Annotated in this window: 13 protein-coding genes; 11 read left to right on the forward strand and 2 right to left on the reverse strand. The window is 66.5% G+C overall.

Features of this window, described 5'->3' with window-relative positions:
* Nucleotides 1-6 precede the first annotated feature (6 nt).
* The 3 genes from ACWESM_RS13170 to ACWESM_RS13180 all read left to right on the forward strand — a co-directional run bounded on the left by ACWESM_RS13170 (nt 7) and on the right by ACWESM_RS13180 (nt 2,427).
* Nucleotides 7-1,143, forward strand: a complete 1,137-nt coding sequence (locus ACWESM_RS13170; protein WP_355081626.1) for a 2Fe-2S iron-sulfur cluster-binding protein — start codon at nt 7-9, stop codon at nt 1,141-1,143.
* The gene (locus tag ACWESM_RS13175; protein ID WP_364436474.1) at nt 1,140-1,949 is read left to right on the forward strand and encodes an SGNH/GDSL hydrolase family protein; all 810 of its coding nucleotides are present in this window, start codon (nt 1,140-1,142) and stop codon (nt 1,947-1,949) included. The genes ACWESM_RS13170 and ACWESM_RS13175 overlap by 4 nt, the downstream gene beginning before the upstream one ends.
* 130 nt (nt 1,950-2,079) lie before the next feature.
* Nucleotides 2,080-2,427: a DUF1330 domain-containing protein gene (locus tag ACWESM_RS13180; protein WP_355081382.1), complete on the forward strand. Its 348-nt coding sequence runs from the start codon at nt 2,080-2,082 to the stop codon at nt 2,425-2,427.
* On the opposite strand, the gene ACWESM_RS13185 is transcribed toward ACWESM_RS13180, so the two are convergent.
* Together ACWESM_RS13185 and ACWESM_RS13190 are read right to left on the reverse strand one after the other, a co-directional pair.
* A complete protein-coding gene (locus tag ACWESM_RS13185) occupies nt 2,424-3,971 on the reverse strand; it encodes a sensor histidine kinase (protein ID WP_397281216.1) in 1,548 nt (515 codons plus the stop codon). The two genes, ACWESM_RS13180 and ACWESM_RS13185, sit on opposite strands and share 4 nt — an antisense overlap.
* Nucleotides 3,949-4,653: a response regulator transcription factor gene (locus ACWESM_RS13190; protein ID WP_364436537.1), complete on the reverse strand. Its 705-nt coding sequence runs from the start codon at nt 4,651-4,653 to the stop codon at nt 3,949-3,951. The genes ACWESM_RS13185 and ACWESM_RS13190 overlap by 23 nt, the downstream gene beginning before the upstream one ends.
* 328 nt (nt 4,654-4,981) lie before the next feature.
* Between ACWESM_RS13190 and ACWESM_RS13195 the strand changes: the two genes are divergently transcribed.
* From ACWESM_RS13195 to ACWESM_RS13230, 8 genes are all read left to right on the forward strand, one after another.
* Nucleotides 4,982-5,287, forward strand: coding sequence for a hypothetical protein (locus ACWESM_RS13195; protein ID WP_452491858.1), 306 nt, complete (start codon nt 4,982-4,984; stop codon nt 5,285-5,287).
* A gap of 153 nt (nt 5,288-5,440) precedes the next feature.
* A complete protein-coding gene (locus ACWESM_RS13200; RefSeq protein WP_452491859.1) occupies nt 5,441-8,008 on the forward strand; it encodes an ATP-binding protein in 2,568 nt (855 codons plus the stop codon).
* Between the two features lie 61 nt (nt 8,009-8,069).
* Nucleotides 8,070-8,453, forward strand: a complete 384-nt coding sequence (locus ACWESM_RS13205; protein ID WP_397281220.1) for a hypothetical protein — start codon at nt 8,070-8,072, stop codon at nt 8,451-8,453.
* Nucleotides 8,454-8,591: 138 nt separating this feature from the next.
* Nucleotides 8,592-9,830, forward strand: coding sequence for a TMEM143 family protein (locus tag ACWESM_RS13210; protein ID WP_452491862.1), 1,239 nt, complete (start codon nt 8,592-8,594; stop codon nt 9,828-9,830).
* A 379-nt stretch (nt 9,831-10,209) separates the two neighbouring features.
* The gene (locus tag ACWESM_RS13215; protein WP_452491864.1) at nt 10,210-11,589 is read left to right on the forward strand and encodes a serine hydrolase domain-containing protein; all 1,380 of its coding nucleotides are present in this window, start codon (nt 10,210-10,212) and stop codon (nt 11,587-11,589) included.
* Nucleotides 11,590-11,617: 28 nt separating this feature from the next.
* The gene (locus ACWESM_RS13220) at nt 11,618-12,349 is read left to right on the forward strand and encodes a MerR family transcriptional regulator (RefSeq protein ID WP_452491865.1); all 732 of its coding nucleotides are present in this window, start codon (nt 11,618-11,620) and stop codon (nt 12,347-12,349) included.
* A 134-nt stretch (nt 12,350-12,483) separates the two neighbouring features.
* Entirely contained in the window at nt 12,484-13,656 is a 1,173-nt protein-coding gene (locus tag ACWESM_RS13225; RefSeq protein ID WP_364436491.1) for an aminoglycoside phosphotransferase family protein, read from the forward strand.
* 324 nt (nt 13,657-13,980) lie between these two features.
* Nucleotides 13,981-15,147, forward strand: a complete 1,167-nt coding sequence (locus tag ACWESM_RS13230; RefSeq protein ID WP_356965521.1) for a cytochrome P450 family protein — start codon at nt 13,981-13,983, stop codon at nt 15,145-15,147.
* Nucleotides 15,148-15,256 lie beyond the last annotated feature (109 nt).

Raw genomic sequence — 15,256 nt, forward strand, 5'->3', positions numbered from 1 at the left:
CACTACGTGAAGCACCCACTCGCAGAACGGTTCGACGGGGCGGCGGAGATCCTCGCCGAGATCGATGCCCGCGTCCCCGATACGCGCGACTACTCCGCAGAAACACGCGCAACCATCGACGCCTACCACCCCAAGCGGCTGCGGTTGGTGGTCACCGCGATCATCGAGGAGACCGCCACCGCCAAGACCTTGCGACTCGAGCGCGCCGACCGGTTCGAGCTGCCGCCCTTCCTGGCGGGCCAGTACGTGAACGTCTTCATCGACGGCACCAGCCGCCCGTTCGCGATCTCCTCCAGCCCGTCCCGGCTGACCCACTACGACCTCACCGTCCGCCGTGTCCCCGGCGGACGCGTCAGCAACCTGCTCGTCGACACCGCCGAGATCGGGCAGGTGCTCACCACCACCGGCCCGATGGGCACCTTCCACCACAACCCGCTTTTTCACGGCAACGACGTGGTGTTTCTCGCGGGCGGTTCGGGCGTGGCTCCGGCCATGAGCATGATTCGTGAGATCGCCGATCTGGGTCTCGATCGCGCCTTCCACCTGATCTACGGCTCCCGCGACGCCTCCGACATCATCTTCGGCGCGGAACTGGACGAGATCGCCGCCACCCACCCCGGCATCGACGTGGACCATGTCATCGCCGAACCCGCCGCCGGCTGGACCGGAGCCACCGGCTTCCTCACCGCGGAAACCATCGACCGGCTGGTGGGCGAACTCGACGGCCGTATGGTCTACGTGTGCGGCCCGCAGGCGCTGTACCCCTACGCCCTCGGGCAGCTCACCGCGCTGGGCCACCCGCGCAAACGCATCCGTTTCGAGGCCAACGGCGCGCCCAGCGATCCCACCGCCCAATCGCACTGGCCCGCCGGTATCGATCCGGCGCAGGAGGTCACCGTCACCGTCGGCAACACCTCCTTCCGCACCCCGCGCAACCGTCCACTTCTGGACGCTCTGGAAGACAACGGTATTCGTCCCGAGGCCGCCTGCCGTTCCGGCGAATGCAGCCTGTGCCGGGTGCGGATTCTGAAGGGTGAGGTGCACAACGCCGAGGAGGCGAAACTCCGGCTCTCCGACGCTCGATTCGATTACACCCATTCGTGTGTGGCCTACCCGATCACCGATGTGGAGCTGGGCTTGTGACCTACCGAACCTATGTCGCGCTCGGTGACAGTCAGACCGAGGGCGTCGGCGACGGCGACGACCGGACCGGATTGCGCGGCCTGGCCGACCGGCTCGCCGAACGCCTCGCGCAGGCCGATCCCGGCCTGCTCTACGCCAATCTCGCGGTTCGGGGCAAACTCGCCCGGCAGATCCGCGCCGAGCAACTCGATGCCGCCCTGGCGCTGCGACCGGACCTCGCGACCGTGGTCGCCGGAGTCAACGACCTGCTGCGGCCGAATTTCGACGCCGACGAGGTCGCCGGACACTTGGACGCGATGTTCGCCGCCCTCACCGCCAACGGCGCGGTCGTGGCGACGTTGACCTTCCCCGACCTCGCGCGCATCACCCCGCTCGCGCGCCCGCTCGGCGGTCGCGTCACCGCGCTCAACCAGCGCATCCGCGCCTCGGCGGCACGGCACGGCGTCGTCCTCGCCGAAACCGCCCACCACGCCGCCGTCACCGATCCCCGCCTGTGGAGCACCGACCGGCTACACGCCAACTCGCTCGGACATCAGCGCATCGCCGACGCTCTCGCCCACGCCTTGGGTCTACCCGGCGCCGACGAAAGCTGGGCCGCGCCCTTGACGCCGCCGCTGCCCGCCGACACCCGAATGGCGACGGTGAGGAGCGAAATACGTTGGGCCGCAACCTTCCTAGGTCCTTGGCTCGGTAGGCGGCTCACCGGACGCTCCTCCGGCGACGGACGTACCGCCAAACGCCCGCACCTCCTCCCGGTGCACGGCCGCACGGCGACCGCCGCGCCCACGGAACGGTTCCAGCCGTGACCACAGTGTCGGGGCGCTCTGTGCGGGCTCGTATTGCCGCTCGTCGGTTCCCCAGCACTCTCCCGCGAGACGAGCGCCGCTTACCCGGCAGGTAATCGACTGTGGTCGATCGCCATGCCACGATCACGCTATGACCGCTTACGCCATAGCTCACCTGCAGGACGCCGCCGCGCACCCGGAGATCGCGGACTACATGGAACGTCTTTCGTCGACCCTCGAGCCGTATGGCGGCCACTACCTCGTGCACGCGACACCGCACGAGGTGAAAGAAGGCAGCTGGCCCGGCGCCGTGGTGATGCTGGGCTTCCCCGGGATCGCCGAGGCGCGAGCGTGGTGGGACTCGCCCGCGTACCGGGAGATCGCACCGCTGCGCACGCGGCACATCGAGGGTGACCTCATCCTCGTCGAAGGTGTCCCCCCCGGCTACGCCCCGACCGCCGCCGTGAAAGCCATCCGGGAGGCCGTGTCCGCCGACTAGCCGCTTCCCGCACCGGGCAGACGCACGGTGAATGCGGTGTGGCCGGGTTCGCTGGCCACCGAGATGTCACCGCCGTGCGCCTTGACGACCGCCGCGACGATCGCCAGACCGAGGCCGGTGCTGCCCGCCCGCCGTGAGCGCGACGAGTCGCCGCGCGCGAAACGCTGGAACACCGTCGGCTGCAAGGTTTCCGGGATTCCGGGTCCGTCGTCGGTCACCCGCAGCACGGCTCCTCCGTCGCCGTGGAATTCCAGCGAGGTGAGCACCGTTGTGCCAGGGCCGGTGTGGACCCGCGCGTTGGTCAGCAGGTTCGCCAGCACCTGATGCAGCCGGGCCGCGTCACCGGTGGTCACCACCGGCTCGTCGGGCAGCTCCAGATCCCAGTGATGTTCTGGTCCCGCGATGTGCGCGTCGCTCACCGCGTCCACCGTGAGCTGGGTCAGATCCACCGGTTCGTGTTCGAGCCCGCGCCCGGAATCCAGCCGGGCCAGCAGCAGCATGTCCTCGACCAGACCCGTCATCCGCCGGGACTCGGACTCCACCCGGGCCATCGCATTGGCCACCTCGCCGGGCACCTCGGCTCGTTTGCGTTGCGCCAGTTCGGCATAGCCGCGGATGGCGGCCAGCGGGGTGCGCAGCTCGTGGCTGGCGTCGGCGAGGAATTGCCGGACCCGGGTCTCGCTGTCGTGGCGTGCCGACAACGCACCCGTGATGTGATCGAGCATCCGGTTGACCGCCGCGCCGAGCTGTCCGACCTCGGTGCGCGGATCGGCGTCCGCTACCGGAACCCGGACGGGCACTACCACCTCGCCGCGCCGCAGTTCGAGTCCGGCCACCCGCGCGGCCGTCGCCGCGACCCGATCCAGCGGCGCGAGAGCGTGCCGGATGAGCCAGATGCCGACCAGTGTCGCGACGATCGAGACGACCGCCGTGACGATCGCCAAGATCAACAGAACACGCAACAGCGTCGCGTCGACGGCGGTCAACGGCAGGCCGGTGACGACGATGTCGCCCGACCAGGTGGTGTCCGCGACCACTCGATACCGGCCTTGGCCGCGGAGATCGACGTCGACCGGCTTCCCGTTGGCCGCCACCGCGGCGAGCTGCTCTTGCGCGGCCCGCGACAACGCTTCTTGAGTGCCGTCGGCCGCGTTGCGGCCCGCCTTGGCGACGTTACCTTCGTGGACGATGGCGCCGATCATGTCGGGCTGGATACCGCGCCGGTTGAGGAAGTCGGGTCCCGGGCCGTTGTTCGGCGGCGGTGGCGGGGGTGGAGGCAGCGGCGGCGGCTGCTCACCGCTGGGGCGGGGGCCCAGGCTCGGGCCACCGCCGACCTCGCCGAGCGAACGCTTCTGCACATCGATCAGTTCGGTGTCGAGTTGGTGTACCAGGAACTGGCGCAGCGCGAATTCGGTCGCGGCGCCGATACCGACGACCACGATCACCAGTAACAGCACCTGCCCGACCAACAGCCGTGCCCGCAGCGACCAGCGCCGTGGCATCAGCACCCGGCGCGCCGCCTCAGCCTGCGGGCTTGAGGACATACCCGGCACCGCGCAGGGTGTGGATCATCGGCGCGCGTCCACTATCGATCTTCTTCCGCAAGTAGGAGACATACAGCTCGACTATGTTGGACCGGCCGCCGAAGTCGTAACTCCACACCCGATCCAAGATCTGTGCCTTGCTCAGTACCCGTTTCGGGTTGCGCATGAAGAACCGGAGCAATTCGAACTCGGTGGAGGTCAAGACGATCACATCGCCCGCTCGGGTGACCTCGTGACTGTCTTCGTCCAGCACGAGATCACCGACCACCAGCTGCGCGTCACTGTTCTCGGTGGCGACGCCGGTTCGGCGCAGGAGCGAGCGCAGCCGCAGCACCACCTCCTCGATGCTGAAGGGCTTGGTGACGTAGTCGTCGCCGCCCGCGGTCAGCCCGGCGATGCGGTCCTCGACCGAGTCCTTGGCGGTCAGCAAGAGCACCGGCAGGTCCGGATATTGTGCGCGTAGTTTGCCCAGCACCTCCAGCCCGGTCATGTCCGGCAGCATCACATCGAGCACAACCACATCGGGGCGGGCCCCGCGGGTCTTGGCGACGGCGGTCCGGCCGTCACCCGCGGTAGTGACCTCCCATCCCTCGTAGCGCAACGCCATCGACATCATCTCGGCCAGAACGGGCTCGTCGTCGACCACGAGCACGGTGATCGGGCTGCCGTCGGCGCGGCGCATGACAATTCGTTCGGCCGGCCCGTTCCCGGTGGTCGTCGCGGACATCGTTTCACCATGGCGAGTAACGCTTGGGGTCCGCTGTGGTGCGGCTATGTGTTTGCTGTGAGGGTGCGACCAGCGGAAACGGGCTCGCGCGGCGGAGGTGCGGGTATGCGAAGCCGGTCGGTTCACAGCTGGCCCATAGCTTCCGCCAACGAGGGACAAATGTTGAGACTCAACGATTCTCGCGTCGGCCGCAGAGCAGTGGCCGACGGTTTCGGACCTGATCCGACAACAGGAGGAACGCAGATGAGTTTCACATCGAAGCTGGCAATGAGCGCCGTGGCCGGTGCGCTCGCGCTCGGCGCCCTCGGCATCGGAGCCGGTGTGGCCGGCGCTGATGCGCCCCAGGGCCAGGGACCGGTGCCCGGACAACAGTGCCCGCTTCCCGGCGATCACCAGGGTCCTCCGCCCGGTGATCACCAGGGCCCGCCTCCTGGCGATCACCAGGGTCCTCCGCCCGGTGATCACCAGGGCCCGCCGCCCGGTGACCGTCAGGGTCCTCCGCCCGGTGATCACCCGGACGGCCCGCCGCCGCAGTGCCAGCCCGGACAGTGATCCGCTGCACCTCACAACACATGAGCTGAACAACTGAACAGATCGAGCGCGGCGGCGGACCGAACGTCCACCGCCGCGCTCGCGGTCCACTGTGGCGCCCGCCTGCCCGGGACGAATGCGGCTCGGTGCACACCTGGTGGAGCAGTGCGTCCCGATCGCGGTGCACCGATGAGCGGGCAGAAGATCGCGGGTGCCGATCAGCGATGGTCATTCGAATGTTCAGCCGTTTGATCACATCGACTGCCAGGGCCTCTCGATTCGGCGGATAATCCTGCTGTGGGTTGGCATTGGGGGGTTGATGACCGCAAGCAGAGACGATGAGGCCGGTCGCGAGCCGGGTGGGACTCGCTCGGATCTGTCGGGCAGCGCCGGCGATGTGGTGCAGGCCCGAGACATCGCCGGTGGGATTCACTTTCATCCTCCTGGCCGAAGCGCGGGCGGTGAGACTGTGCCCGTTCCCGCCCAGTTGCCGGCGGATGTCCGCGGTTTCGTCAACCGACTCGGAGACATCGAGCAGCTGGACGGCCTGCTCGAGAATGGCTCAGAGAGGATTGGATCAGCCCGGGTGTGTGTGCTGACCGGGACTGCGGGGGTGGGGAAGACCTCGCTTGCCGTGCACTGGGGGCATCGAGTCCGGGGCCGGTTTCCCGACGGTCAACTGTATGTCAACCTCCGCGGATACGACCCTGGTGAACCGATCACCGCCGGCCAAGCGTTGGAACGATTTCTGACCGCATTGGGAGTTGCCCCGGCGGCGTTGCCACCGGATCTGGAGACGCGGAGCGCGTTGTTTCGCTCGCTGCTCGCGCAACGCCGGGTGCTGATCGTTCTCGACAATGCGGCCACGGTCACACAGGTTCGTCCCCTGCTTCCCGGTGCCGGGCGCTGTCTGGTCTTGGTTACCAGCCGTTCCCGGCTCTCGGGCCTGGTCGCCCGCGACGGCGCGCATCGACTGACCCTCGACCTTTTCGACGAATCCGCGGCCGTCGCACTCCTGTACGAGACCGTCGATGGATATCGTTCCGGCGATACCGAACAGGACATCGCCGAACTCGCCCAGCTGTGTGCCCGGCTGCCGCTGGCGCTGCGGATCGCCGCCGAGCGCGCGGCGGTGCGACCGCATATGCCGATGGGTGAACTGATCGGCAACCTTCGAGACGAGTCACATCTATGGTCCGCGCTGTCGGCCGAGGATGACGATGAGGCCGACGCGGTGCGGACGGTATTCGCCTGGTCGTATCGAGCATTGCCTGCCGAGGTCGCGCGCATGTTCCGGCTGCTCGGATTGCATCCCAGTCCAGAATTCTCGGTCCATGCCGCGGCGGCCATTGCCGCTGTCCCTGTCGCCGAGGCGAGCCGGCTCTTGGACGTACTTGTCGGAGCGCACCTACTCGATCAAATCGGCCACGACCGTTACCAGTGCCATGACCTTTTGCGCGCCTACGCAGTAGACCAGGTCGGGCACGAGGACACCACCGAGGGCCGTGACGCCGCCATCGAGCGAGTCCTGGCATGGTACGTGCACACGATCGCGAACTGCTTGACCAATCTACCGATCCGCCTCGTCGAACCGATTCAGGATATCCACCCCGACGCGCCGCCGGACAGTGTTCAACCGTTGGTATTCACAGACTCCGGCGTGGCGTCGGCCTGGTTCGATGCCGAACGCGCCAATTTCGTTGCTTGTGTGCGACTGGCCGTCAAGAGCGGCAAGAATCGAACGGCCTGGCAGATCCCGATCTTGCTTCATCGGCTGTTCCCTGTGATCAACGCCTTCGACGACTGGTTGCTCACCACGGAACTCGGGCTCGAAGGCGCGCGACGGCTGAACGACAGCGCGGCCGAAGCGCTACTTTTGGAGTCGTTGAGTATGGCGTATCGGCAGAGTCATCATCTGGACGAAGCCGAAGCGACGGGCCGGTCAGCGCTCGAGCTGTTCCGGCAGATCGGCCATCACCGGGGCGAAGCACTGACCTCGAATCTGCTGGCACTCGTGAGCATCTCCGCTCGGCGACCGAATCTCGCCTACGCGTATCTCGATCAAGCGGAGATGCTAGCCGAACAGTACGACCACTCCGACATCGTCGTGATCGTGCTGGCAAACCGACTGTGGGGTTACATAAATTTCGACCAGTTCCAGGAAGCCTACGATAGTTCGAAAGAACTCATCGGCTCAGGCCGTTTCTCAGACCACCCTACACATGAAATTGTCGCCCTGATAAGCGTCATGCGCGCCGCTCACAAATTGGGCCGATATGACGAGGCTGCTCGCTGGGCTGAGACAGTACTCACGAAGTCGCCTTCGAAACTGGGCGAAGCGACCATCCTTCTTTATCACGGCGACATCCAGAAGGACAGCGGTGACCTCGAGTCGGCGCTGGTCACGTATCACCGTGTGGTGGTCACCAGTCGGCAATTCGGCGATCGCAACCGGGAAGCGGATGCGCTCGATGCTACAGGCGTCACCTACGGGCTGCTCGGCCGGTGGGATGAAGCGGCGAGCTTCCACCTAGAGGCGATTGCGCTTTACCGCAGTATCCACAGTAGGTGGGGTACGGCAGTGGCGCTCGACCACCTCGCTCACGTGTCGGTCGAACTCGGGAAGCCGGATGATGCGGCGCGTTACTGGAGCGAAGCATTGTCATTGCTAGACGAATTCGACGATGCGGCTGCGGCATCATTGCTCGACTCGATCGAATCATCCCTTCGGGGGTCCCCTTCGCCGAATCATGGATCAGACGGTCCGGTCGACGCATAGACACAGGAACATGGCGCCCGATGCTCTGCATCTTCGAGCCCCGATACATGTAGGAGGACAGATGGACCCGATTTCCTTGAGCGTGTTGCTCGCATTGATCACGCAAGCGGCGGCGGGGGAGGCCGGTAAGAGTGCGTGGAACGGGCTGGCGCGTTTGACGCGGCGTGCGTTCGGTGACGAACATCGCGCGGATCGCGCACTGCAGCGAGCGCAGGACGATCGCGACGGTGCGATCGACTTGGCCGGGCATTTGATGAACGGTGCCGCTGCTGATCCGGTTCTCGCAGACCTCATTCGCACCTGGATCGATCACACTCAGCAAGCCGCTGCCGACGAGGCTGTGATCAACACGATCGGCGGGCAAGCCCAGGTCCACGGGCACGTCGTACAGGCGCGCGATATCGGAAACGTCCAGCTCGGCGGACGCGACAACCCCGCTGTGTAGATCCTCTCCTCGGCGTGATCGGTCGTTTTCTTCGAGATCCATATACCGCAGCCGAGTGCCGGACCGTCACTTACGCGGTGGATCGCGGCCTCCCCATAGGGTTGTGACCGACGGGCGGTCCGCCGAGAGGAGTTGCCGATGGACGCCGAACACTTCCTGCCTTTCCGTAAGAGCGCGGTGATATCGCTGTGTGCCGACGAACTCCCCGAAGCGGAGCGCGAGTCGTTCGTGGAGTTCGCGCGTCTGCTGGCGGCGTTGGTGCACAACGAGTTCCATGTGCGCGGTGAGGCTGTGCTCGATGCCTATCAAGTGGTCGATCCAGCGGAGGACGAACGGGCGATCCGTGTTGCCACCCCCGAGCACCGGGCCGCCGCGCGGGCGCGGGTGGAGAGCGAGCTGGTCGCGCTGGCCGAGTCGGCGGATTTCACGCGCATCGATGCCGCTGAGATCGATCGCGCGTTCGCCGAGCACTCGCTGGTGAAGGTGCGATTGGAAGTCGACGCGGACGACATCGAAACGGCGATGTTCTTCCGCCGCGGGGTCGCGCAGCGCACCGAGCAGGTGCGGTGGCTGTTCGGTCTACGGCGGCGCAGCATCGAATTCACCAGCTACGGCAAGGTTCTGGTGTACGTCGCGTTCACCGAGCGCGCGGAGGCGGTCGCGGATCGGCCCAACGGCGGTGTGCTGCTGAAGTTGTTCCAGAACGTCCCGAGAAACGACCTCGAGATGCTGTATCCGAGCGTTCGCGTGCGGATGCGGCCACTGGACAAACTGCTGATCGGTGTGCCCGCGGTGGTCTCGGGGATCGTCGTGGTCGCCACCAAGCTGGTCGCTTCGCTGGGGCCGCTGCTCTTGCTGCTGGCGTTCTGGGTGGGGTTGCGCGAGGAATCCGTGCGGCTGGATCAAGCCACGCTGGTGACCCTCGGCGCCGGGTTGGCTGCCTTCGGCGGCTATCTGGTGCGTCAGTTCTCCAAGTTCAAGAACCGCAAGATCAAGTTGATGAAGACGCTGTCGGAGCATCTCTATTTCCGCAACCTCGACAATGATGCGGGAGTGTTCCACCACCTGCTCGGTGCCGCCGAGGATTCGGAGGTGAAGGAAGCCGTGCTGGCATACCACTTCCTGCGCACCGCCGATCGGCCGCTCACCGCCACCGAACTCGATCGGCGCGTGGAGGACTGGTTCCGGCGGCAATGGGGGACGACCTTCGATTTCCAGATCCGCGACGGACTGCGCAGACTCCGGAGGTGGGAACTACTCGTCGAGGACGAGCACGGCACGCTGAGCGCCGTGCCGCCGACCGAGGCGAAACAGCGGCTCGACCATCACTGGGACAACCTTTTTTCCATGTCCGCCAACCGGCTGACGAAGGCGTGAGCCTGTGCAACCAGGCCGCCGAGCCGACGGTGTCGGCGGCGAGTTCGGCGAGCTTGTTCGAATGCTCAGTGAACTGCGGCTGACGCGAACACAGGCCTATTCAGGAAACCGGCGGCCAACCGACCGGCACAGTTCAACCACTGCTCACGGAGTGGCACGGTTGTCTCGACAACGTCGAGCCCGTCGAACATAGGTTTCGTCGATGCGTCTACCGGCGAGCGCATTTCGGGATCATGCCGTTATGGACGTGCCCTCGAGCGCGTCTACACGATGCGCGGCGAGGATGACGGCACCCAGTCGAGCGGAGTCAGGGCCGTTTGATCACCGCCGCGGGCAAGGGCTTGACATTGCCCCTGGGGCAGGGTTCGAGTATGGTGGCATGAACGAGATGAACACGGAATTGGCCGAATTCGTCGCGGCGTCGGCCGGAACGTTGGGCGTACCGGGTGTCGCGGTCGGGGTGACGGTCGGCGGTCGAGAAGACTTCGCTTGCCACGGGGTTACGAGTGTGGTCAATCCGCTTCCGGTCGACCGGGACACGATGTTCGTGGTCGGGTCGGTGAGCAAGACGCATACGGCGACCGCATTGCTGCGGTTGGTCGCCGAGGGACGGGTGGAGTTGGACGCGCCGGTGCGGCGGTACGTCCCGGAATTCGCCCCTGCCGATGCGGCCACGGACGAGATCACTGTGTTGCGGCTGCTCAACCATACGGCCGGGCTGGAATGGAAGCTCGGCGTCGACACGGGCGAAGGAGACGACGCTTTGGCACGGCACGCGGTGAAACTCGCCGAGGCGCGGCTGATCGCGGAACCGGGAGGGCGGGCGTCCTACAGTCAGGCGGGGTTCAATCTGGCAGGCCGGGTCGTCGAGAACGTCACCGGGTCGACCTTCGAACGGGCGGTCGCGTCGCTGTTGTTCGAACCGCTCGGGCTGACACACAGCTGTTATTCCGTCGACGACGTCATGACCCGGCGGTTCGCGGTGGGTCACAACGTCGACGCCGACGGTGTGCTCGCCGTCGCCCGGCAATGGAAGGACAACCGCGCGAACAATCCCGGCGGTGGCGTGGCGACGTCTGTCCGCGATCTGCTGCGCTGGGCGCGGTTCCACCTCGGCGACGGCCGGACCGAGGCAGGCGAGCGCATCCTGCCCGCCGAACTGCTGCACCGGATGCGGGAGCAGACCGTGGAGCTGCGCGGGAGCACCCTGGGTGACGCGCTCGGGATCTGCTGGTTCCTGCGCGAGGTGAACGGTGTCGCGACCATCGGGCACGGCGGGTCGGGCAACGGTCAGTTCGCCGACTTGCTCATCGTGCCGGAGCGCGATTTCGCCGTCGCGGTGACGTCGAACGCGGGCCCGGACGCGGGGCTGGCGTTCAACCGGACCGTGGTGAAATGGGTGCTCGAACACTACCTCGGTGTGGTCGAACGCGATCCGGAGCCGCTGCCCTACGACGTGGCGCGGGCAGGGGAGATCGTCGGGCATTACGAGAACGAGATGATGCGGCTGACGCTCGACACCGACGGGGCAAGGTTGACGATCGAATGCGCCATCAAACCCGAGATCCGTGCCGCCGCGGTGACCGATCTGCCGCCCGACCTGCCACCGGCTACCCTCGGCCTGCTGGCCGGCGACGCGGACGAGTACATCGTCACCGAAGGCGGTCTGCAAGGACAACGCGGGTTCTTCACCCGTGACGATTCCGCCGCCGTGACCGGAATCGATCTCGCCGGTCGCTTGTTCGCCCGGGTGCGATGACGGCGGCGGGCACCGAAGGGAGACAGGCGTGATCACGATCGGGCAGCTCGCGCGGTATGCGGGCGTGACGATCAAGGCCGTGCGCGTCTACCACGAACGCGGCCTGCTGCCCGAGCCGCCGCGCGACTCCTCCGGCTATCGCCGCTACAGCGCCGAGGACGCCATCGATCTGGTCAAGATCAAGACATTGGCGCGATCCGGCGTGCCCCTGGCGCGGATCAAGGAATTGCTGACCGCGAATTCCGACGAGTTCGCGGCGGCGATCGCCGAGATCGACCGCATGCTCGCCGAACGCGCCGAGGAGATCCGCCGCACCCGCGAGCAGATCGCCGAACTGGGCTCAGGCGATCGTCTGTTCGTGTCCGCCGATGTCGCCGAATACCTCGCGCGCCTGCGCGAACTCGGGTTGAGCGACCGGGCGGTCCGGATGGAGCGCGACATCTGGATTCTGCTGCAATCGGTCGCTCCGGAACAGGCGTCGGACTGGGTCGCCGACAAGCTCGACGCCATCGACGATCCGCGATTCCGGGCCATCTACCTCGACTACGACGCGGCATTCGACTGGTCCCCCGACGACCCGCGGCTGGTGGACCTCGCCGACCGCACCCGCCGGTGGATCATCGGCAGACGCACCGGAGCCGGCCGGACCACCCCGGCGCTGGATCCGAAACTGGTCCGCCTGGTGAACGAATCCGTCGGAGTCACCTCGCCCGCCTGGGAACGGCTGACGAAGATCGCGCAGAAGGCGACCACCGAGTAGCAACCGCCCGGATCGGCTCGGCAATCGCATTGCGGTACAGCTGTTTCGAGAGTGCGTTACTGTCCTGCGGACCCGTGCGCCGGCGATCCGGCTGCTCGGGCGGTCATGTCGTACTCCGGAATCGAGGCAAGCGTATGAACCACAAGCTCTGGTTGCTCGGACGGTCCGTCACGGTCGGTGCTCACATCATCGGCGAGAAAGTGTTCCGGCCGAAGGCGCGCGACGTCGAGGACGTCCCGGTGTCGGGTGAGACGCTGACCCCACAGTGGCTGACGGCCGTGCTGTGCCGCGATGTCCCCGGGGCCGAGGTGCTCTCGTTCGAAACCGCGAACGGCAGCCGCGGAACATCGACCCGCGTCGCGATTCGCGTCGACTACAACGACGCGGGACGGCAGGCGGGCTTGCCGACCGACCTCTTCGCGAAGACGACGACGGCCTTCTCGCAACGCATCCTGCTCGGTGGCGGGAAGATGATCGACGGCGAAACCCGTTTCTTCCGTGACTTCCGCCCCCAGGTCGACATCGAAGCGCCGATCGGCTACTGGGGTGCCGCCGATTCGGCGTCCTGGCGATCGATCGCCTTGATGGAAGACATCGCCTCGACCCGTGGTGCGCAGTTCGTCGAGCCGAACGCCCCGGTCGCCCGGGACCAGATCGAAGACCTGGTGCGCAATCTGGCTCGACTCCACCGGACGTTCTGGAATCACCCGTCGATCGCGGACCTCAAGACCACCACCGAGGCGCTGCGGGCATACCTCGCCGCCATCGACATGAAGAAGCGTTGCGAGGTCGGTCTGCGCCGCGCCGCGGCGGTGGTCCCGGAGGCCCTGCACGACCGAGCCGACCGGCTCTGGGCCGGTGTCGAGCGGGCGATCGACAACGCGACGAACGAGCTTCCGCAGACTCTGTTGCACGGTGACCCGCACATCGGGCAGACATATCGAACCGCCGCCGGGCGAATGGGATTCGTCGACTGGCAGGTGGTGATGCGGGGAGGCTGGGCACACGACTTCGCCTATACCGTGAATTCGGGATGCGAGCCCGAGGACCGGCGTGCTTGGGACCGTGAACTGCTGGCGGCCTACCTGGACGAACTCGGAGCCCTCGGCGGCCAGGCGCCGTCGTTCGAGGACGCGTGGCTGGCGTACCGGCAACAGTCCATGTTCGCGTACGCGGCGTGGGCGTTCACGATCGGCAGGGCGGCGTATCAACCCAAGATGCAGCCGGTGGAGACTTGCCTGACGCTGTTGAAGCGAATCACCACGGCCATCGACGACCACGACTCACTGGACGCTCTCGGCGTCTGACCCCGAGTTCGTCCACTGCCTCCGTGTTGTCGCGGCCGGGTCGATTCCGGCCGCGCAGCGGATCGGCAGGCATTCTGCGAAGCTGTTCTCGTCCGCGGTGAGGGTCACGGTCCACGCGCGCTATACCATCGCTTGGTTCCGGCACAGTCGCCGTGAGTTCGCTCCAGTGCAGTGTCCAGGCAGGGAGCGGTAGTTCAGCAGTCACGTTGTGCAACACCAATGTTTGGAGTTCGCTCTTTGAGTACGCCGCAATCTCATGCTCCGGCTGGGTCGTGCCCGGTCCTCCACGGCTCGCCGATCGAATCCGACGAACAGCGAGTGCCCATGTACTCGCCCGAGTTCGCGGCCGATCCGCACCGTGTGTACCGCGAGATGCGCAGGCGCTATGGGTCTTTGGCGCCGGTGGAGTTGGCCCCCGGCGTCCCGGCGACCTTGGTGATCGGCTACGGCACCGCGGTGCGGATCCTCAACGATCCCGACCATTTCCCGGCCGACCCGCGCGCCTGGCAGAAGAACATCCCCGCGGATTGCCCCATTCTTCCCCTGCTGGAGTGGCGGCCCATGGCCAGTCGCAGCGCCGGGACCGACTTCACCCGCTACCGTGGGGCGATCACCGCCAGCATCGATGAGGTCGACCTGTATGCCCTCCATTCCGTCGTGGAAGGACTGGCCACCCCGCTGATCAACTCGTTCTGCGAAGACGGGTCCGCCGAGCTGATCCGCCAGTACGTGTTCCCGCTCGTCTTCCAAGCGGTGAACTATCTGCTCGGCTGCCCGCCGGAGATCGGGGCGCAGGTCGCCGCCGGTACGGCCGCCCTCCTCGAGGGTGTCGACGCCGAGAAGGGCAATCAGATGCTCGGCGAGGCGCTGATGAGCCTCGTGACACTCAAACGCGCCGAACCCCAGCGCGACATCACCTCGGTACTGCTGCGGCATCCCGCCCGGCTCGACGACGTCGAGGCGTCGCACCACGTGTCCCAGGTGTACGGCAGCGGCATCGAATTCCAGCTGAACCTGATCACCAACACCCTGCTGCTGATCCTCACCGACGAGCGCTTCGGCGACAGTATCCTCGGCGGAAACCTGTCGTCCCGCGATGCCATCGACGAGGTCTTGTTCAACGACCCGCCACTGGCGAACCTGCTGATCACCTATCCCCGTCACCCGATCCTCATCGACGACGTCTGGTTGCCCGCGCATCAGCCCGTCGTCATCAGCATGGCCGCGTGCAACAACGACCCCGCGATCCGCACCGGCGACTTGACCGGCAACCGCTCCCACCTGGCCTGGGGTCTCGGCCCGCACGCCTGCCCCGCGCGTCCGCTGGCCTACCTGATCGCGCAAGAGGCCATCGACCAACTCCTCGACGCACTGCCGGAGATCGAACTGAACCTGCCGAACCGAACTCCCGAGTGGCGACCGGGCCCCTTCCACCGCGCCCTGACCGAATTGCCGGTCACCTTCCCCCCGACCTCTCCGCTGAACATCTGACAAGAATTCCTGGGCGCGGTGCCCAGAATTGTCGAGCATCCGCCCAGGCAAGGTCAGTCAGCCCCGAATCGGGAGTGCAACCGGCATATCGCTGTCCCGAGCCGGTGGC

The sequence above is a fragment of the Nocardia sp. NPDC003999 genome, from assembly GCF_053604885.1.